Below are 19,118 nucleotides of genomic sequence, written 5' to 3' on the forward strand. Positions count from 1 at the left end.
AACCCATGCGCGGAAAGTTGGGACTCGTGATCGGACTCGGCGCGGGCTACGTGCTCGGCGCCCGAGCGGGTCGTCAGAGGTACGAGCAGATCAAGACGCAGGCCCTGAAGGTGTGGAGCCTCGACCCCGTGCAGGAGCAGGTCGCCAAGGTCCGCAAGGTCGCCTCCTCGAGCGCGATGGCGCTCCCGCGCGCGGCGTGGGGCGGCGCGGTGGGCGTGGCCAAGGCCGTGTCGAAGCAGGGCTCGCCCGGCGCGAAGCTGGATGCCGCCCTCGACGCGACCAAGGACGCGGCCGAGGACGTCAAGAAGGCGACGGACGAGGATGTGACGAAGGCGGCTGGCCCGCGATGACCGCGAAGTCACCGCTGCGCGATCGCGCAGACGACGGCCTGTTCAGGCTCATCGGCGACGTTCCGCAGCTGGTGAGGAACCTCGTCGTCGCGGAGTTCAACGCCGTCAAGGGGTGGCTCGTCAAGACGGCCAGGGACGCCGGCATCGGCACCGGCCTGATGCTGGTGGCCCTGTTCTTCATCGCGTGGGTCGTGCCGCTGTTCCTGACCTTCCTCGTCGCGCTCCTGTCGCTGTGGCTGCCGGTGTGGGCGGCCGCGCTGATCGTGATGGGCGTCGGAGTGCTGCTGGCGATCGCGGTGGCGCTCGCGGGCATGGTGTTCTACCGACGGATCGGGAAGCGCGAGGGCCCCATGCAGGCGGCCAAGACCGACGTCAAGATCGTGAGAGAGGTCGCGGATGAGTTCTGAGCTGACGCCCCGCACGCCGGCGCACGACCAGTCGCGCACGATCGTGCCGAGCGGCATCACGGACCCCGTGGAGCGTGCCCGGGCCGAGCTGGCGGCGACGCTGGCGGCGATCGAGCAGAAGGCCAACCTGCCCCGACGCGCCGCGGAGGCCGCCGAACTGGGCGCCGTGCGCGCCCGCGCTTTCGCGCGGCGCTCGCCGGTCGCCGCCGCCGGCGCCGCCGTCGCAGCGGCCCTGGCCGTGGGGGCGGCGATGTGGGGGCTGGCGCGTCTGATCTCGCGCTGAACCGCGCGCCGGTCGCGACGTCGAGACGGGCGGTCGCGGTGTCGAGACGGGCGTGCAGTCCCGCCTCGTGGGAGTCGCCTCCGCGCTGACCGGGCGCGTTTGGCACTGGCGGGTCCCCGGGGGAGGATGGGAGGCATGGCCGAGCACTCGACTTCCCCCCTTGCCGGTGACGCCGCCACTGACGCCGACGAGCGCGAGCTCGTGGGTGACGACTACAGCCTCTGGGCGGTGTGGCGCCGCAATCCCGCCCAGCCCGTCTGGTCCGATGAGGCGACAGAGCTCGAGAACATCGTGGGCTACCTCTCCCAAGCGGGAGTCACGGTGCGCGGGTTCTACGACGTCTCCGGGCTGCGCGCCGACGCCGACCTCATGGTGTGGGTCCACGGTGCGCAGCCGCAGGAGCTGCAGCGCTCCATCCGGCGCCTGCGCCGCACCGACCTGCTCCGGCCGCTCCTTCCCACCTGGAACGCGATGGCCGTGCACCGCGACGCGGAGTTCAACAAGCAGCACGTCCCGGGCTACCTGCGCGGCATCGCGCCGAAGCAGTGGCTCACGGTGTACCCGTTCGTGCGCAGCTACGAGTGGTATCTGCTGCCCGAGGAGGAGCGCCGGGCGATGCTCGCGGACCACGGGCGCAAGGGCGCCGCGTTCCGCGGGGTGACCGCCAACACGATGGCGTCCTTCGCGCTGGGAGACTACGAGTGGATGCTGCCGTTGGAGTCGGACGAGCTCACGGAGCTCGTGGACCTGATGCGCGAGCTGCGCTACACGGAGGCCCGTCGCCACGTGCGCGAGGAGGTGCCGTTCTTCACGGGTCGCCGCATCGAGGTCGCCGAGATCCCCGAGATCCTGCAGTGAGACTCGCGGCGGTGGTCACCCACTCCACGGGTGGGGCAGCGGCGTGACGCTCGCCGGACCGCCCATCCGTCTCGGCACGCGCCGCAGCGCGCTGGCCATGACGCAGTCCGGCCATGTCGCCCGCGCCCTCGAGGAGGTGTCCGGCCGCCCGGTCGAGCTGGTGCAGATCGTCTCCGAGGGCGACACCAACCGCGGCTCGCTGTCGCAGCTCGGTGGGACGGGCGTGTTCGCCACGCGACTGCGGGAGGCGCTCCGGGCGGGGGAGTGCGACCTTCTCGTCCACTCGCTCAAGGACCTGCCCACCGCTCCCGCTCCCGGGCTCGTCATCGCCGCCACGCCCGCTCGCGCCGACGCGCGCGACGTCGTGCTCACGCGCGACGGCACCCCGTTGGAGCGGCTGCGCCCGGGCGCGCTCATCGGCACGGGGTCGCCCCGCCGCATCGCGCAGGCGCTGCGCGCCAACCCCGACCTGGCGGTGCACGACCTGCGCGGCAACGTCGACTCGCGCATGCAGCGGGTCATCGACGGCGAGCTCGACGCGATCGTGCTGGCGGCCGCCGGGCTCGACCGGCTCGACACGCGAACGCCGCTCCGGCTCGAGCCCCGTGCGCTCGACGAGTGGCCGACCGCGGCGGGGCAGGGAGCTCTCGCCGTCGAGACGCGCGAGGATGCCGAGACGGAGCTGCGGGACGCGATCCGGCGCCTCGACGACGCCCGCACGCGGATCGCCGTCACGGTGGAGCGATCCGTGCTCTCGGGGATCGAGGCCGGATGTCACGCCCCGGTGGGCGTGCACGCCCACTATGAGGGGGATCGGCTGCACATACGTGCGGCCGTTTACGGGGCCGAAGGGGAGCGGCTGGTCGAGGACGGGGCCGTACTTCTGCCCGAGCAGGGGTATATTCGGGACGGAGGCAGTGGCAACGGTGCAGATGCTGCCGGTGGCGCGGATCAGATCGACCGCGCGCGCGATATCGGCTCAGGTATCGCACATCGGTTGCTCGAACGCGGGGCGGCCGATCTTGTATCGCGAGAGCTCCCCTCATGAACACAGCCACCCACAATCGTCCCGACAAGCCCCTCGCCGGCTGGCGCGTGCTCGTCCCACGCGGCGGCCCGTGGGGCGACGGCGTCGCGGCCACGCTGCGCGCGCGCGGCGCCGTGCCGGTGATCGCCCCGCTCATCAACTTCGCCCCCACCGATGACTTGGCCACGCTCGAGCAGGCGCTCGCGGATCTCGCCGCCGGCCAGTTCGACTGGGTGACGGTGACCAGCGCCACGACGGTGGACGTGCTCTACGCCTACAACGCCAAGATCCCGGAGACGACGAAGGTCGCCGCCGTGGGGGAGACGACCGCCGCCGCGCTCAGCGCCGTGGGCTACCGCGTCGATCTCGTTCCCGACCGCGACAACTCGGCCGCGGGGATGGCGCGCCAGATGAACGAGCTCGAGCCGCAGCCGCGCCGGATCCTCACGCTGCGCAGCGAGCTCGCCAAGCCCGTGCTCACCAACTCCCTCGTGGCCGCGGGGCACGACGTGCGCAGCGTCGTCGCCTACCGCACCGTGGGGGTTCCCGCGAAGGACTCGGTCGTGCGCGACGTGCTCAACGGGCGCATCAACGCGATCCTCGTCACGAGCGGATCCGTCGCGCAGCAGGTGCGCGAGCAGTTCCCGGACATCCCGGACGACACGGTGATCGCCGCGATCGGCCCGCGCACGGCGCACGACGCCGACCTCCTCGGCCTGCCCATCCGCGTGATCGCGCCCGCGCAGACGATCGACTCGCTCATCGAGGTGCTCGCGGATCTTCCCGTCCCCGAGCCGTCCGCGGAGGCGCGCGCGGTGCCGGAGACGGGTCCCGTGCCGACCGGCACGGTTCCGACCGGTGGCGTCGCGGCGGGGACGGCGCACACCGAGGCCCTCCCTACGGGGGCGATCGAGCGGATCGACGACGCCGACGCGCCCCAGGGAGCGGGTTCGTGAGCTTCCCCACCCACCGCCCGCGGCGCCTGCGGCAGTCGCCGGCGGTGCGCCGCCTGATGCGCGAGACGCACCTGGCGCCCTCGCAGCTGGTGTTGCCGCTGTTCGTGCGCGAAGGCATCTCGGAGCCGCGGGAGATCTCGTCGATGCCCGGCGTGCGCCAGCACACGCTCGACTCCCTGCGGGCCGCCGCCGTCGCCGCCGCCGAGGTCGGGGTGGGCGGCCTGATGCTGTTCGGCGTGCCGGTCGTGCGCGACGCGGTGGGCTCCGGCGCGGACGACCCGCGCGGCATCCTCAACGTCGCGACTGAGGCCGTCGTGGCGGAAGTCGGCGACGCGCTGGTCGTGCAGACGGACCTCTGCCTCGACGAGTTCACCGACCACGGGCACTGCGGCGTGCTCGCTGCCGACGGGACCGTCGACAACGACGCCTCGCTCGAGCGGTACGCCGCCATGGCGCTGGCGCAGGCGCGCGCCGGGTCGGCACTGCTCGGGCTGTCCGGGATGATGGACGGGCAGGTGGCGGCCGTGCGCCGGGCGCTCGACGACGAGGGCTTCACGGACACGCTCCTGCTCGCTTACTCCGCGAAGTACGCCGGGGCGTTCTACGGCCCCTTCCGCGAGGCCGTCGACTCCCAGCTGCAGGGCGATCGCCGCACCTACCAGATGGACCCGGCCAACGCTCGCGAGGGCGTCAAGGAGGCGCTGCTCGACGTCGCGGAGGGCGCCGACGTCGTGATGGTCAAGCCCGCTCTGCCCTATCTCGACGTGCTCGCGGACGTGCGCGCGTCCGTCGACGTGCCGGTATGGGCGTATCAGGTCTCCGGCGAGTACTCGATGATCGAGGCCGCCGCGGCCAACGGCTGGATCGACCGCCGCGGCGCCGTCCTCGAGTCGCTGCTCGGCATCCGCCGCGCCGGCGCCGACACCATCCTCACGTACTGGGCCGCCGAGGCCGCCGCGTGGCTGCGAGAGTAAGAGAATGCCCGATCGCAACGAGGACCTGTTCGCCCATGCCCGCGAGGTCATCCCCGGCGGGGTGAACTCACCGGTCCGCGCCTACGGATCGGTGGGGGGCACGCCGCGGTTCCTCGCGAAGGCCGCGGGGCCGTACGTGACGGACGCGGCGGGCCGCGAGTACATCGACCTCGTCGCGTCGTGGGGGCCCGCGCTGCTGGGCCACGCGCATCCCGAGGTGGTCGAGGCCGTGCGCGAGGCGGCGTCGCTCGGACTGTCGTTCGGCGCCCCCACCGAGGGGGAGGTCGAGCTGGCGGAGCTCGTCGCGCAGCGCGTGACGGCGGGCGGGCTGAAGCCGATCGACCGCGTCCGGCTGGTGTCCACGGGCACCGAGGCGACCATGACGGCCATCCGTCTCGCTCGCGGCGTGACGGGACGGGATCTGCTCGTGAAGTTCGCGGGCAACTACCACGGGCACTCCGACGGCCTGCTCGCGGAGGCGGGGTCCGGCGTCGCGACGCTCGCGCTGCCGGGGTCGGCGGGCGTGCCCGCGCCGATCGCGGCGCAGACCCTGGTCGTGCCCTACGGCGACCTCGACCTCGTGCGGGCGGTGTTCTCCGAGCACGGCGACCGGATCGCCGCGATCATCGTGGAGGCCGCGCCCGCGAACATGGGCGTCGTCGCTCCCGCCCCGGGCTTCAACGCCGGGCTCGTCGAGATCGCGCACTCCGCAGGGGCGCTCGTGATCCTGGACGAGGTGCTCACCGGCTTCCGCGTGCACCCGGCCGGATACTGGGGCCTCGAGGTGGAGCGCGGCTCGTCGTACGAGCCCGACATCTTCACGTTCGGAAAGGTCATCGGCGGAGGCATGCCGCTCGCGGCGCTCGGGGCGCGCGCGGAGATCATGGACCAGCTCGCTCCGGCCGGGCCCGTGTACCAGGCGGGCACGCTGTCGGGGAACCCGCTGTCGGTCGCCGCGGGGCTTGCGACTCTGCGGCTGGCCACGCCCGAGGTGTACGCGCGCGTGGACGCCGCGGCGGCCCGCGTGGCCGACGCCCTGTCGGACGCGCTCGCGGCCGCAGGCGTCGCACACGCCGTGCCCCGGGCGGGCAACCTCTTCGGGCTCGTGTTCGCACCCGCGGCGCCGGCCGACTACGCGCAGGCCCAGGCGCAGGAGGCCTGGCGATACCGGCCGTTCTTCCACGCCATGCTGGAGGAGGGCGTGTCCCTGCCGCCGAGCGTGTTCGAGGCGTGGTTCCTCACCGCGGCCCACGACGACGCCGTGCTGGAGCGCATCGCGCAGGCACTGCCGCGCGCGGCCCGGGCGGCGGCCGCCGCCGAGGCGTGACGCGGGCGCGCCGGCCCGTTGAACAGCCCGCCGGGCCGCGTGCGTGCGGCAGGTAGAATAGGCCGACACTTCATACCGCCGCCTGCTGAGCCGCCCACGTACCGACGAGCCTGAGGAGACGCATGCTCTATCTCCTCCTCGCGTTCGCGGTGGGATCGCTCGCGCTGACGTTCCTCGCGAAGCCGCTGGGAGCACGCGTGTTCTACGTCGCGGCGATCTTCCCCCTCGCGGCCCTCGTGCACGCCGTCCTCGCGTCGGGCCGGGTGCTGCGCGGAGACATTCCGTTCGACTCATATCCGTGGATCGAGCCCCTCGGCGTCGAGATCTCGATGCGCATGGACACGCTGTCGTGGATCATGACGCTCGTCGTCACGGGCATCGGCGCGCTCGTCCTGCTCTACTGCCGCTGGTACTTCCGCGGCAAGACCGAGGGCCTCGGACGCTTCTCGAGCGTGCTGCTCGCGTTCGCCGGCACGATGTACGGGCTGGTGCTGACCGACGACATCGTGATGCTGGTCATGTTCTGGGAGATCACCAGCATCCTGTCGTACCTCCTGATCGGCCACTATCACCTGAGGGCGGCCAGCCGGAGGGCCGCGCTGCAGGCGCTCCTGGTGACGACGCTCGGCGGCCTCGTGATGCTCATCGGCGTGGTGCTGCTGGCGGTGGAGAGCGGCACCACGAGCGTCAGCGAGATCCTCGCGCTGGCGCCGACGGGCGTCCTGGTCAACGTCTCCCTCGTGCTGCTGCTGGTCGGCGCGCTGAGCAAGTCGGCCATCTTCCCGTTCCACTTCTGGCTGCCGGGGGCCATGACGGCTCCCACGCCCGTGAGCGCCTACCTGCACGCGGCCGCCATGGTGAAGGCGGGCATCTATCTCCTCGCGCGTCTGGCGCCGACCTTCGCCGAGGCCGAGCCGTGGCGTCCCATCGTGGTGATCCTCGGGATCTTCACGATGCTGCTGGGCGGATGGCAGGCCCTGCGCGAGGTCGATCTCAAGCGCATCCTGGCGTTCGGCACCGTGAGCCAGCTCGGCTTCATCTCGGTGGTGGTCGGCTTCGGAACGCGGGACGCCGCGCTCGCGGGCGTCGCGCTGCTGCTCGGCCACGCCCTGTTCAAGTCGGCCCTGTTCCTCGTGGTCGGCGTGATCGACCGCCAGCTCTCGACGCGCGACATCGACGCCCTCTCCGGCGTCGGGCGCCAGGCGCCCGTCATGGCCGCCACGTCGTTCATCGCGGTCGCGTCGATGGCGGGCCTGCCGCCCACGATCGGGTTCGTCGCGAAGGAGGCCGCACTGTCGGGCCTGCTCGGCGCGGCGCGCGCGGGCGACATCTGGGGCACGATCGCCCTCGTCGGCGTGGTGATCGGCTCCGCGCTCACGGTGGCGTACGGCATCCGGTTCGTGTGGGGCGCGTTCTGGACCAAGCACGGCCGGGACGGCGCGCCGCGCGAGCGGACCGAGTGGCCGGACCCGCCGCTGGGCTTCCTCGCGGTGCCGCTGGTGCTCGCCACGCTGGGCCTGGCCGCCGGACTCGTCGCGCCCATGGTGGACACGCTGCTCGCGCCCTACGCCGACACGGCGGCGGCGATCGCCCCCGTGGCCGACTACCCGTACCACCTCGCGCTGTGGCACGGATTCGAGCTCGCGCTGCTGCTGTCGTTGCTGAGCCTGCTCGTCGGCATCGGCATCCACTGGATCACGCGCGCGACGGGCTGGGACATCACGGGCCGCGTGCTGCCGTTCACCGCCGCGGACGCGTACCACGGCGTCACGCGCGCGGTCGACCGCCTCTCCGTCGCGGTCACGAGCCTCACCCAGCGCGGCTCGCTGCCGATCTATGTCGGCACCGTCTTCGTCGTGCTCGTGGCGGGCGAGGCCGCAGCGCTCATCGGCGGGCACGAATGGCGGCTCGCGCTCGACGACTGGCAGCATCCCGCGCAGCTCGCCGTCGCGCCGCTCATGATCGCGGCGGGCATCGTCGCGATCGTCGCGCGCAAGCGATACACGGGCGTCGTGCTCGTGTCGGTGACCAGCCTGGGCATGATCGTGCTGTTCGCGACCATGGGCGCTCCCGATCTGGCCCTGACGCAGGTCGTCATCGAGGCCGTCACGCTCATCGCGTTCGCGCTCGTGCTGCGGCGACTGCCGTCGCGCATGGGCGCCCACCACGGATCCTCGCGCCCGCTGCTGCGCGCCCTCATCGCCGTCGCGGTCGGTGTCACGATGGCGGCGGTGGTCGTGATCGCGACCAGCGCGCGCATCCACGAGCCCGTGTCGGTCAGCTGGCCCGAGCTGGCGTACGAGATCGGCCACGGCCGCAACGTCGTCAACGTCGCGCTCGTCGACATCCGCGGGTGGGACACGATGGGGGAGCTCTCCGTGCTCATCGTGGCCGCGACCGGCGTCGCGTCCCTGGTGTTCGTGACCCACCGCTCCGACACGCTGCAGCGCCTCGCGCCCCGCCTGTCCGCCGCGAAGCGGCGCGCAGCCCGCACCCGCCCCCTCGTCGAGACGACCGAGGGCATCCAGGTGCAGACGAGCGGCAACAGCGACCGGCCGCGCGCGTGGCTGCTGGGCGGTCAGAGGATGAGCGCCGAGTCGCGCTCGATCATCCTCGAGGTGGTCGTGCGCATCCTGTTCCACTCGATCATCGTCGCCTCCCTCTACCTGCTGTTCGCCGGCCACAATCTGCCCGGCGGAGGGTTCGCCGGCGGCCTGCTCGCGGGCATGGCGCTCGTGATGCGGTACATCGCGGGCGGCCGGTACGAGCTCGGCGTCGCGGCACCCACGGACGCCGGGCAGATCCTCGGCGTCGGCATGCTGATCGCGGTCGGCACGGCCGTCGCGCCGATGTTCATGGGCCTCGATCCCCTCACCCGCATCATCTGGGAGGCCGAGGTGCCCGTGCTGGGCCACGTCGAGTTCGTCACGTCGACCCTGTTCGACATCGGCGTCTACCTCGTCGTGATCGGCCTCGTGCTCGACGTGCTGCGCAGCCTCGGGGCCGAGGTCGACCGCCAGCTGAAGGACGATCCGCCGCGGTGGCGGGCCACTGAGCGGACGGGGGGCGCCCGATGAACGTGTCGCTCACGCTCGTGATCATCATGGCCGCGCTCTACGCCGCGGGCGTCTACGCGATGCTGGAGCGCAGCCTCACGCGCGTGCTCATCGGGTTCCTGCTGCTCGGCAATGCGAGCAACCTGCTGCTGCTGATCGCGATGGGCTTCCCCGGGGTGTCGCCGTTCTACGGCGACGAGGGTCCCTACAGCGACCCGCTCCCGCAGGCGCTCATGCTGACGGCCATCGTCATCACGTTCGCCATCAGTGCGTTCCTGCTCGCCCTCATCTACCGTTCCTGGCAGCTGGGGCAGGCGGACACGGTCGAGGACGACGCGGAGGACGTCGCGCTGCGCGCGCGCGCCGCGGAGGCCAAGGAGGCGATGGACGAGGAGGCCGGAGGCGCCGAGGAGGCGGCGACCGACTTCGTCGACGTCGTTCGCTCGCCCCTGACGTCGTTCGAGAAAGCCGAGTCGATGGGCCTGGTCGCCGACGCGCCCGTGGACACCCCGTCGGCGGCGTATCTCGAGGAGGCCGGGGACCGCTCGGACGCTCCGCGCGACGACGCGGGCCCGATGGATCCGGGCGAGGGGGTCCGCTGATGACGATGAGCCTGCTGATCCCGCTGCTGGTGGGGCTGCCCCTCATCGGCGCCGCCGCCACGCTTGTGGCCGGCCGTCACCGCCGCCTTCAGGTCGCCGTCTCGATCGTGACCCTCACGATCACGTTCGTGATCGCCGTGGCGCTGTTCGTCGCGGTCGACGGCGGCAACCCGCTCGCGGTGTCCGTCGCGGGGTGGCCGCTGCCGCTGGGCATCGTCCTGTACGTCGATCGGCTGTCCGCTCTGCTCGTGGCGGTGTCGAGCGTCGTGCTGCTCGCGGTCCTGCTCTTCTCGGTGGGCCAGGGCGCGGCGGACGGCGACGACGACACGCCCGTGTCGATCTTCCACCCGTCCTATCTGATCCTCGCCGCCGGCATCTTCTGCGCGTTCATCGCCGGCGACCTGTTCAACCTCTACGTCGGCTTCGAGATGCTGCTCGTCGCCTCGTACGTGCTGATCACGCTCGGCAGCACCGAGTCCCGCATCCGCGCCGGCGTGGTGTACATCGTCGTCTCGCTCGTGTCGTCGATCCTGTTCCTGTCCGCGATCGCGGTGATCTACGGCGCGCTCGGCACGGTCAACATGGCGCAGATCGCCGAGCGCATGGCCGAGATGCCCGAGAACGTGCAGCTCGTGCTGCATCTGCTGCTGCTGATCGCGTTCGCGATCAAGGCGGCCGTCTTCCCGCTGTCGTTCTGGCTGCCCGACTCGTACCCCACGGCACCCGCGCCGGTCACCGCCGTGTTCGCGGGCCTGCTGACCAAGGTCGGCGTCTACGCGATCATCCGTACCGAGACGCAGCTGTTCTCGAACAGCGACGTGAACGTGCTGCTGCTGATCGTGGCGCTCGCGACGATGATCGTCGGAGTGCTCGGCGCCGTCGCACAGGCGGAGCTGAAGCGAATCCTGTCGTTCACGCTCGTCAGCCACGTCGGCTACATGATCTTCGGGCTCGCGATCGCGACGGAAGCGGCGATCGGCGCGACCATCTACTACATGGTCCACCACATCGTCGTGCAGACCACACTGTTCCTCGCCGTGGGTCTCATCGAGCGCCGCGCCGGCAGCACCTCGATCCTCAAGGTCAAGGGCATGCTGGCGGCCGCGCCCGTGATCGCGGTGCTGTATCTCATCCCCGCGCTGAACCTCGGCGGCCTCCCGCCGTTCTCGGGCTTCATCGGCAAGTACGCGCTGTTCGATGCGGCCGCGGCCGTGGGCACGCCGCTGATGTACACGCTCATCGTCGCGGGCGTCGTGACCTCGCTGCTGACGCTGTACGCGCTGATGCGGGCATGGAACCTGTCGTTCTGGCGCGAGGAGGACGACTCGGTCGAGACCGAGGCGCGCATCCAGTATCTCGGCGCGGCTCCCGCGGCCGAGGTGGTCACCGAGCGGCGCGCCATCCCGCGCATCATGACCGCGGCGACCGTAGGGATGGTCGCCCTGTCTGTGGGCCTGACCGTCTTCGCGGGCCCCCTGTACGACATCTGCGAGCGGATCGGGTCGGCGCTGCTCCAGCCGATCTCGCTCGTCGAGCTGGGCGAGCTGGAGGGGGAGTCGTGATGGGCCCCGACGCGCGCAGCCCGCTGCGGCACTTCTGGACGCAGCTGCCCTTCTTCGTGTGGCTCGTGGTGCTGTGGATGATGCTGTGGGGCCAGTTCACGGTGCTCGCCGTCGTGACCGGCATCGCGGTCGCAATCTTCGTCACCACCGTGTTCCGTCTGCCGACCGCCGAGCTGTCGGGTCGCATCAACCTCTGGTACGGCCTCGTCTTCATCCTGGCCTTCCTCGTGGCCCTGGTGCGAGGCGCGGTCGTGGTCGCCTGGCAGACGATCCGGCCCCGCGAGACGCTCGCCGCGATCATCGCCGTCCCGCTGCGCACGGATTCCGACCTGGTCATGACGCACACGGCGATCACCGCCTCGCTCGTGCCCGGCTCGCTCATCGTGGAGGCGGACCGCGAGAGCCGCGTCCTGTACCTGCACGTCCTCGGCGTCGGCAACGCCGAGGAGGCCGACGCGCAGCGGCACGCTGTGCTGCGCTGGGAGGCGCGCATCGTGCGGGCCGTCGGCTCGCGCGCGGACCTCGCGGCCATCCGGGCGGCGTACGGGAGCCGGAAGGGAGCCACCGCATGAGCCTGAGCGGGATCCTCCTGACGGTGATCGTCGTCGTGTTCGTGATCGCGGCGGCGCTCACGATCGTGCGGATCGTGAAGGGACCGTCGATCCTCGATCGCGCGGTGGCGAGCGACGTGCTGCTGACCGAGGTGCTGTGCCTGCTCGGCGCCGAGATGGTGATCAACCATCACACGCGGACGCTGCCCGCCATGCTGGTCGTGTCCGCGATCGCGGTGTTCGGCTCGATCGCGGTGGCCCGCTTCGTCGCGCGGAGGGACACCCACACATGAACGAGATCCTCGACATCGTCGCCCTCGTGCTGGTGCTCCTGGGCGCGCTGCTGTGCCTCACGGCGGCGATCGGCCTGCTGCGCTTCCGCGACGTGCCGTCCCGGTTGCACGCCGCGACCAAGCCGCAGGTGCTGGGCCTGCTGCTCATCGTCGCCGCGGTGGCGCTCGCGCTGCGCTCCTGGGCGGTGGCCGCCGCGCTCGTGCCGATCGTGCTGATGCAGCTGGCGACCGCACCGCTGTCGGCGCACATGGTCGGCCGCCAGGCCTACCGCAACGGCACGGTCGAAGAGGACACGCTCGTGCTCGACGAGCTCCGCGACCGCCGCGACCAGCCCTGACGAGCCCCGCGTCCCGGCGTCCCGGCGCCACGGATTCGGAGATATCCACGCCTTCGGAGCGATCCGGCGATCCTGCTCCTACGCGGTGGATTTCTCCGACGCGGTGGTGCGGCGCGCGGGTCGTCCCCAGGCGCAGCGAGGGGGAGAGTTGTCCCCGCTGGCGGTGTTGGAGCGTTCCGCGGGGGTGTCGCGGAGCGAGCCTGGCGGCATGGATCCGGTGGTGGTGCTGACAGGACTCGGCGGGGTCGCCCGGGCGCAGTCCCTCGCCCGGCGGGGTGTGACCCGTCACGCGCTGCGCCGCGCGCTGGCGGCGGGGGCGGTGGAGCGGATCCGGCCGGGCTGGTTCTGCGTGCCGGACGTCGACCCGGAATTGCGCGCGGCGGCCGAGCTCGGCGTCGTGCTGAGCTGCGTGACCCTGGCGCGGCGCCGCGGGCTGTGGTCAGAACGCGCGCAGGCCGTTCATGTCGCGGCCGAGCCGCACGCGCGCCTGATGCGCGAGACGGCGGCCCGCGTGCACTGGGCCGCAGCGCTCGTGCCCCGTGACCCGACCATGATCGAGGACTCCCTCGTCAACGCGCTGGCCATCCTGGCGGCATGCCAGCCGTACGAGCACGCCCTCGCAGTGTGGGAGTCCGCGCTGAGTCAGGGCCTTCTCGATCTCGACGTGATGCGTCGTCTTCCGCTGGGTCCGGATGCGCGGCGCGTCCTCGCCGACGCCCGCCCCTTCGCCGACGCCGGCACCGAGACCGTCGTCATGTCGCGCCTGCGCTGGATGTGCCTGCCCATGCGGCGCCAGGTGTGGATCGCCGGCCGCCGGGTGGACCTGCTGATCGGCGAACGCCTCGTCGTGCAGGTGGACGGAGGCCACCACGTCGACGCGCAGCGACTCGCCGACAACGAGCACGACGCCCGGCTCACTCTCATGGGTTATCACGTCATCCGCATCGGCTATCGCCAGATCTTCGAGGACTGGGTCACCGTGCAGGACCTCATCGCCACCGCGATCGCCCAGGGTCTGCACCGGGCTCGGCCCGGCGCCGCGCGCGGCTGACCCCTCGCGGGGCCGGATCCGGCGCCACGGATTCGGAGATATCCACGCCTTCGGAGCGATCCGGCGATCCCACTCCGACGCGGTGGATTTCTCCGACGCGGTGGTCGGGCTGGAGGGTGAGGGCTGGACTGTTTCGGCGTGTGTCGTGCGGATTGGAACGTGGGTGCGGCGGGCGCTTAGCGTGGGGTCACCGCACCCGAAGGAGTCACCATGTCTCGCGCCATCCGCGCACTCGCGCCCCTCGCCGCCCTCAGCCTTCTCGCGCTCGCCGGCTGCGCCGGCCAGGCCTCCGACGCCGAGCTCGGCACGGAGGAGAACCCGGTACGCCTCGGCGTCGTCGGGGCCAGCGACCCCTACTGGGATGTCTACAAGGAGGCCGTGGAAGCCGAGGGCATCGCACTCGAGATCGTCGGCTTCACCGAGTACCCCCAGCTGAACCCCGCTCTGACCGAGGGGGAGCTGCACATCAACCAGTTCCAGCACATCCAGTACCTCGGCGACTACAACGTCAGCGCGGGCGAGGACCTGCAGCCGATCGGCGCCACGGCCATCTACCCGCTCGGCCTCTACTCCGACAAGTACGACAGTGTCGAGGACATCCCCGACGGCGAGACGGTCGTCGTGCCGAACGACACGGTCAACCAGGCGCGCGGCCTGCTCGTGCTTCAGTCGGCGGGCCTGGTCGCGCTCGAGGACGGCGGAAGCCCGTTCTCGACGCTCGAGGACGTGATCGAGGCGGAATCGCGCGTGGCGGTCGAGGCGCTCGACGCGGCGCTGACGGTCACCTCGCTGCCGGACGTCGCCGCGGCCATCGTCAACAACGACTTCCTCGGCAACGCGGGGCTCGACGCGACCGACGCCATCGCGCAGGACGACCCGGCCGACCCGTCCGCGCTGCCGTACGTGAACATCTTCGCGGTGCGCGCCGACGACGTGGACAACGAGGTGCTGAACCGCCTCGTGGAGATCTACCAGTCGACCCCGGAGGTGCTCGAGGGCGTGCAGGACGTCTCGGGCGGCACGGCGGTCTTCCTCACGACCCCGAAGTCCGAGCTGCAGGCCGCGCTGGTCACGGTCGAGGAAGACATCCGGGCCAACAGCTGATCCGACGAGGGCGCGTGCGCGACAATGGATCGCGCACGCGCCCTCCGTCGTGCCGAGCATCGTCCGCGCGAGGAGCCATGACCCACATCCGCATCCGCGACGTCTCGAAGGTCTATCCCGCGCCCCGACGCGGGGGCGAGGCTGTCTCCGCCGTCGACGGCGTGAGCCTCGACATCGAGCGGGGAGACGTCTTCGGCGTCATCGGCTACTCGGGGGCCGGCAAGTCGACGCTCGTGCGGCTCATCAACGGGCTGGAGCCGGTCACGTCCGGGTCGATAGAGATCGACGGCGTCGACATCACGACCCTGCCCGAGCGCCGGCTGCGCGGCGTGCGGCAGGGGATCGGCATGATCTTCCAGCGCTTCAACCTGCTGCGCTCGCGCACGATCCGCGGCAACGTGGCGTATCCCCTCGAGGTGGCGCGGATGCCACGGGCGCAGCGCCGCGAGCGCGTCGCTGAGCTGCTCGACTTCGTGGGGCTCGCCGACAAGGCCACCGCGTACCCCGAGCAGCTCTCCGGCGGACAGCAGCAGCGCGTCGGCATCGCCCGTGCTCTCGCGGCGCAGCCGGCGATCCTGCTCGCCGACGAGGCGACCAGCGCCCTGGATCCGGAGACCACCGACGAGGTGCTCGACCTACTCGCGCGGATCAATCGCGAGTTCGGAGTCACGACCGTCGTGATCACGCACGAGATGGACGTAATCTCCCGCATCGCGAATCGCGTCGCCGTGATGGAACGGGGTCGCGTGGTCGAGCAGGGGAAGACGTACGACGTCTTCACGCGCCCGCAGAGCGACACGGCGCAGCGCTTCGTCCGCACGGTCGTCCGCGCCCTGCCGGACGGGGACGCGCTGGCGGCGCTGCGCCGCCAGCACGAGGGCCGCTTCTTCACGATCTCGTTCACCGACGACGGCGCCTCCGAGGCCCGCGTGTTCGGTGCGCTGGCCCGCGCGGGGGTCGATTTCAACCTCGTACACGGCGGGGTCGACGACATCCAGGGTCGCGTCTACGGTCTGCTCACGATCGCGGTGCGCGGCGATGACGCCGCCGTGCAGGAGGCGTTCGCCGCGGTCGGCCCGGGTGTCACGATCACGGAGGTCGCGGCATGACCGAGCTCCTCGACCGCCTCGTCGGCCTCGCTCCCGCTCTGCTCGAGCAGACGGGTGTCACGCTGTGGCTCGTGGCTGCATCGCTCGTCCTCGGCGGGCTCGGCGGCCTCGTCGTCGGCACCGCCGTCACGGTCACGCGACCCGGCGCCATCCTCGCCCAGCCGGTCGTGTACTGGGTGCTCAACGCTCTCGTCAACACGATCCGGCCGATCCCCTTCATCATCTTCCTGGTCGCTCTGCAGCCGTTGGCGCGGATGGTCGTGGGCCGCGGCATCGGAAACGAGGCGATCATCTTCACGCTCTCGCTCGCCGCGACGTTCGGCATCGCCCGCATCGTCGAGCAGAACCTCGTCACGGTCGACCCGGGGGTGATCGAGGCGGCCCGCTCGGCCGGAGCCGGACCGTGGCGGATCATCCTCACGGTGATCCTGCCCGAGGGGCTCGGTCCGCTCATCCTGGGCTTCACGTTCGCGACCGTCGCGATCATCGACATGTCGGCCGTGGCGGGCATCGCGGGCGGCAGCGGCCTCGGAAACTACGCGCTCGCCTTCGGCTACCGGCAGTTCGACGAGGTCGTGACCTGGTCCGCGCTCGTGATCATCGTCATCATCACGCAGATCGTCCAGGGCCTCGGCAACTGGCTCGCGCGGCGCATCCTGCGCCGCTGACCCGGACGCGTCGGGGACGGCGCCGGCACACCCATGGGTGTTGCTCCGTGCTGATGAAAGTGCAACACTTGATTCATGCCGACCGCGAAGAAGCGTCACATGGTGACGGAGACCGGCGAGCTCGCCGAGGCGATGGAGATCGCGCGGCGGCACTACGCGGGTCTGGACGGCGCCCGGCTCATCGTCGCGCTCGCCGTGGAGCGGGCGGAGGAGCTGCGGGAACGGGATGACGCCGAGCGGCGCGCTCTCGAGGAGCTCATCGGCTCCTCCTCCTATCCGGGGGGCTACCTCGAGGAGCTCCGCGAGGAGTGGCCCGAGTGAGCTCGGCGGGAGTGGTCGTCGACGCCAACGTCATCATCGCGCTCCTCGACGCCCGTGACGCCACGCATGAGCAGGCCGCGGCCGTGCTGCGCACGCTGGTCGGGCGGCCGAAACACGTCCATCCGCTCACGCTGAGCGAAGTGCTGGTCCACCCGGCGCGACGCGGCGGCCGCGAGGAGGCGGCGCTGCAGCGTGCAGCGCTCGCACGCGCGGGCTTCGCGGTCATCGACGAGGGCGCGCCATCGCCCGAGGACATCGCGGTGGCCCGGTCCCGCGGACTGAGGATGCCCGATGCCGTCGTGCTGGCCAGCGCATTGTCGCTCGCTGTGCCGCTCGTCACCTTCGACCGGCGCCTCGCCTCCGCGGCCCGTGACGGCGGTGTCCCGCTGATCGACGGGGCGGCCCCGGACGACAAGCCGAAGCGCGGCTGAGCCGCACAGCCCGCCGCTCGGGTCGGTCCCGCCCCTCCGGTCAGTCGGTGCCGGAGTCGAAGGCGGCCGACTCGCTCGCCTGGTCGACGGCCTCGGCCAGCTCGCCCTCGCCCAGGCCCACCGGCTCGGCGGAGTGGGTGATCTGCGCCGCGCCGCCCGACTCGAGCGCGCCCACCAGCTCCGCGGTCGGCCCCCCGATGAGGCCCAGCCCGGCGTACTGCTCCAGGCGGGTGCGCGAGTCGGCGATGTCGAGGTTGCGCATCGTGAGCTGGCCGATGCGGTCGGTGGGACCGAACGCCGCGTCGCCGACGCGCTCCATCGACAGCTTCTCGGCCGCGTACGACAGCGCGGGACCGGAGGTGTCGAGGATCGTGTAGTCCTCGCCGCGGCGCAGGCGCAGCGTCACGGAGCCCGTGATCGCCGACCCGACCCACTTCTGGATCGACTCGCGCAGCATGAACGACTGCGGCTCGAGCCAGCGGCCCTCGTACATGAGGCGACCGAGGCGCCGGCCCTGCTCGTGGTATGTGGCGAGCGTGTCCTCGTTGAGGATCGCGTTGACGAGGCGCTCGTACGCGATGAACAGCAGCGCCATGCCGGGCGCCTCGTAGATGCCGCGCGACTTGGCCTCGATGATCCGGTTCTCGATCTGGTCGCTCATGCCGAGCCCGTGGCGGCCGCCGATCGCGTTCGCCTCCTGCACGAGCGCGACGGCGTCGGCGAACTCCGTGCCGTTGATGGCGACGGGGCGCCCGCCCTCGAACGCGATCGTGACATCCTCCGCGGGGATCTCGACGGCCGGGTCCCAGAACCGCACGCCCATGATGGGCTCGACGATCTCCAGCGAGACGTCCAGCTCCTCCAGCGTCTTGGCCTCGTGCGTGGCGCCCCAGATGTTGGCGTCGGTCGAGTAGGCCTTCTCCGCCGAGTCGCGGTAGGGGAAGCCGTGCGCGACGAGCCACTCGCTCATCTCCTTGCGCCCGCCCAGCTCCGTGACGAACGTCGCGTCCAGCCACGGCTTGTAGATGCGCAGGCGGGGGTTGGCCAGCAGGCCGTAGCGGTAGAACCGCTCGATGTCGTTGCCCTTGTAGGTCGAGCCGTCGCCCCAGATCTCGACGCCGTCCTCCTTCATCGCGCGCACCAGGAGCGTGCCCGTGACGGCGCGGCCGAGAGGCGTGGTGTTGAAGTACGTGCGTCCGGCCGAGCGGATGTGGAAGGCGCCGCACGCGAGCGCGGTGAGGCCCTCCTCGACCAGCATCGGCTTGCAGTCGATCAGGCGCGACGCCTCGGCGCCGTACTTGAGCGCGCGGCTCGGGATCGACGCGATGTCGTCCTCGTCGTACTGGCCGAGATCGCCGGTGTAGGTGAACGGCACGGCGCCCTTGTCGCGCATCCAGGCGACCGCGACCGAGGTGTCGAGCCCCCCGGAGAAGGCGATGCCGACGCGCTCGCCGACGGGCAGGGATTCGAGGACCTTCGACATGCTGACAATCCTATGGCGTGCAGCCGTGTCGTCCCGCCGCGAGGCGTCCGGCCGCCGCCCGGCGCGGATCACCAGATGACGCCGCCGCCGACCGAGATGCCCGCCCACGTCAGGGCCACGAAGATGCCCGCGAACACGACGGGCGCGATGCCCTTGCCCTGACGGCTGAGGCCCTTCAGCAGAGCGATGACCGCCAGCACGGCGGCCACGAGCGACAGGCCGCCGCCCAGCACGAGCCCGACGAACAGCGGGATCGGCATCAGCACGAGCCCGATGAGCCCGACCCAGAAGGCGGCCCAGGCGGTGCGGTTGGTCACGCGTGCGCTGTTCGTCGACATGCCTCCATCATGCGGGATCCGCGCCGCCG

The 19,118-nt window shown here is 71.5% G+C and carries 22 protein-coding genes; 20 read left to right on the top strand and 2 right to left on the bottom strand.

Annotation, left to right across the window (positions count from 1 at the left end; translation table 11 throughout):
- Positions 1 to 5 precede the first annotated feature (5 nt).
- From IEX37_RS14530 to IEX37_RS14625, 20 genes are all read left to right on the top strand, one after another.
- The gene (locus IEX37_RS14530; RefSeq protein ID WP_188757091.1) at positions 6 to 350 is read left to right on the top strand and encodes a hypothetical protein; all 345 of its coding nucleotides are present in this window, start codon (positions 6 to 8) and stop codon (positions 348 to 350) included.
- Entirely contained in the window at positions 347 to 757 is a 411-nt protein-coding gene (locus tag IEX37_RS14535) for a phage holin family protein (protein ID WP_188757093.1), read from the top strand. Before IEX37_RS14530 ends, IEX37_RS14535 begins: the two co-directional genes overlap by 4 nt.
- The gene (locus IEX37_RS14540) at positions 747 to 1,040 is read left to right on the top strand and encodes a hypothetical protein (RefSeq protein ID WP_188757094.1); all 294 of its coding nucleotides are present in this window, start codon (positions 747 to 749) and stop codon (positions 1,038 to 1,040) included. The genes IEX37_RS14535 and IEX37_RS14540 overlap by 11 nt, the downstream gene beginning before the upstream one ends.
- 135 nt (positions 1,041 to 1,175) lie before the next feature.
- Positions 1,176 to 1,898 carry a hydrogen peroxide-dependent heme synthase gene (gene hemQ / locus IEX37_RS14545; protein ID WP_188757096.1) on the top strand — a complete coding sequence of 241 codons (723 nt, stop codon included), beginning with the start codon at positions 1,176 to 1,178 and terminating at the stop codon, positions 1,896 to 1,898.
- A 43-nt stretch (positions 1,899 to 1,941) separates the two neighbouring features.
- The gene (hemC, locus tag IEX37_RS14550) at positions 1,942 to 2,946 is read left to right on the top strand and encodes a hydroxymethylbilane synthase (RefSeq protein WP_268236547.1); all 1,005 of its coding nucleotides are present in this window, start codon (positions 1,942 to 1,944) and stop codon (positions 2,944 to 2,946) included.
- Entirely contained in the window at positions 2,943 to 3,881 is a 939-nt protein-coding gene (locus IEX37_RS14555; protein WP_188757097.1) for a uroporphyrinogen-III synthase, read from the top strand. The genes hemC and IEX37_RS14555 overlap by 4 nt, the downstream gene beginning before the upstream one ends.
- Positions 3,878 to 4,855, top strand: coding sequence for a porphobilinogen synthase (gene hemB, locus IEX37_RS14560; protein WP_188757098.1), 978 nt, complete (start codon positions 3,878 to 3,880; stop codon positions 4,853 to 4,855). The genes IEX37_RS14555 and hemB overlap by 4 nt, the downstream gene beginning before the upstream one ends.
- A 4-nt stretch (positions 4,856 to 4,859) precedes the next feature.
- Positions 4,860 to 6,182 carry a glutamate-1-semialdehyde 2,1-aminomutase gene (gene hemL, locus IEX37_RS14565; protein ID WP_188757099.1) on the top strand — a complete coding sequence of 441 codons (1,323 nt, stop codon included), beginning with the start codon at positions 4,860 to 4,862 and terminating at the stop codon, positions 6,180 to 6,182.
- Positions 6,183 to 6,304: 122 nt separating this feature from the next.
- The gene (locus IEX37_RS14570; protein WP_188757100.1) at positions 6,305 to 9,259 is read left to right on the top strand and encodes a Na+/H+ antiporter subunit A; all 2,955 of its coding nucleotides are present in this window, start codon (positions 6,305 to 6,307) and stop codon (positions 9,257 to 9,259) included.
- Positions 9,256 to 9,840 carry a Na(+)/H(+) antiporter subunit C gene (locus IEX37_RS14575; RefSeq protein ID WP_188757101.1) on the top strand — a complete coding sequence of 195 codons (585 nt, stop codon included), beginning with the start codon at positions 9,256 to 9,258 and terminating at the stop codon, positions 9,838 to 9,840. Before IEX37_RS14570 ends, IEX37_RS14575 begins: the two co-directional genes overlap by 4 nt.
- 5 nt (positions 9,841 to 9,845) lie before the next feature.
- Positions 9,846 to 11,402 carry a Na+/H+ antiporter subunit D gene (locus tag IEX37_RS14580; RefSeq protein WP_188757122.1) on the top strand — a complete coding sequence of 519 codons (1,557 nt, stop codon included), beginning with the start codon at positions 9,846 to 9,848 and terminating at the stop codon, positions 11,400 to 11,402.
- Positions 11,402 to 11,974 (top strand): Na+/H+ antiporter subunit E, encoded by a 573-nt coding sequence (locus tag IEX37_RS14585; protein ID WP_188757123.1) that lies wholly within the window; start codon positions 11,402 to 11,404, stop codon positions 11,972 to 11,974. Before IEX37_RS14580 ends, IEX37_RS14585 begins: the two co-directional genes overlap by 1 nt.
- The gene (locus tag IEX37_RS14590; protein WP_188757102.1) at positions 11,971 to 12,246 is read left to right on the top strand and encodes an MrpF/PhaF family protein; all 276 of its coding nucleotides are present in this window, start codon (positions 11,971 to 11,973) and stop codon (positions 12,244 to 12,246) included. The genes IEX37_RS14585 and IEX37_RS14590 overlap by 4 nt, the downstream gene beginning before the upstream one ends.
- Positions 12,243 to 12,584 carry a monovalent cation/H(+) antiporter subunit G gene (gene mnhG, locus IEX37_RS14595; protein ID WP_188757103.1) on the top strand — a complete coding sequence of 114 codons (342 nt, stop codon included), beginning with the start codon at positions 12,243 to 12,245 and terminating at the stop codon, positions 12,582 to 12,584. Before IEX37_RS14590 ends, mnhG begins: the two co-directional genes overlap by 4 nt.
- A 208-nt stretch (positions 12,585 to 12,792) precedes the next feature.
- On the top strand, positions 12,793 to 13,635 hold the full coding sequence (locus tag IEX37_RS14600; protein ID WP_188757104.1) for an endonuclease domain-containing protein: 843 nt from the start codon (positions 12,793 to 12,795) through the stop codon (positions 13,633 to 13,635).
- A gap of 210 nt (positions 13,636 to 13,845) precedes the next feature.
- Entirely contained in the window at positions 13,846 to 14,739 is an 894-nt protein-coding gene (locus IEX37_RS14605) for a MetQ/NlpA family ABC transporter substrate-binding protein (RefSeq protein ID WP_188757105.1), read from the top strand.
- Positions 14,740 to 14,816: 77 nt separating this feature from the next.
- The gene (locus IEX37_RS14610; RefSeq protein WP_188757106.1) at positions 14,817 to 15,848 is read left to right on the top strand and encodes a methionine ABC transporter ATP-binding protein; all 1,032 of its coding nucleotides are present in this window, start codon (positions 14,817 to 14,819) and stop codon (positions 15,846 to 15,848) included.
- Positions 15,845 to 16,516: a methionine ABC transporter permease gene (locus tag IEX37_RS14615; RefSeq protein WP_188757107.1), complete on the top strand. Its 672-nt coding sequence runs from the start codon at positions 15,845 to 15,847 to the stop codon at positions 16,514 to 16,516. The genes IEX37_RS14610 and IEX37_RS14615 overlap by 4 nt, the downstream gene beginning before the upstream one ends.
- 75 nt (positions 16,517 to 16,591) lie before the next feature.
- Positions 16,592 to 16,837 (top strand): hypothetical protein, encoded by a 246-nt coding sequence (locus IEX37_RS14620; RefSeq protein WP_188757108.1) that lies wholly within the window; start codon positions 16,592 to 16,594, stop codon positions 16,835 to 16,837.
- The gene (locus tag IEX37_RS14625; RefSeq protein WP_188757109.1) at positions 16,834 to 17,268 is read left to right on the top strand and encodes a type II toxin-antitoxin system VapC family toxin; all 435 of its coding nucleotides are present in this window, start codon (positions 16,834 to 16,836) and stop codon (positions 17,266 to 17,268) included. The genes IEX37_RS14620 and IEX37_RS14625 overlap by 4 nt, the downstream gene beginning before the upstream one ends.
- Positions 17,269 to 17,308: 40 nt before the next feature.
- Here the strand turns inward: IEX37_RS14625 and argG are convergent, their stop codons facing one another.
- Complete coding sequence (argG, locus tag IEX37_RS14630) at positions 17,309 to 18,751, bottom strand: argininosuccinate synthase (RefSeq protein ID WP_188757110.1); 1,443 nt, start codon at positions 18,749 to 18,751, stop codon at positions 17,309 to 17,311.
- Positions 18,752 to 18,819: 68 nt separating this feature from the next.
- Positions 18,820 to 19,089, bottom strand: a complete 270-nt coding sequence (locus tag IEX37_RS14635) for a hypothetical protein (protein ID WP_188757111.1) — start codon at positions 19,087 to 19,089, stop codon at positions 18,820 to 18,822.
- Positions 19,090 to 19,118: the final 29 nt, after the last annotated feature.

It is taken from the genome of Microbacterium album, from assembly GCF_014643695.1.
Classification (GTDB): Bacteria; Actinomycetota; Actinomycetes; order Actinomycetales; family Microbacteriaceae; genus Microbacterium; species Microbacterium album.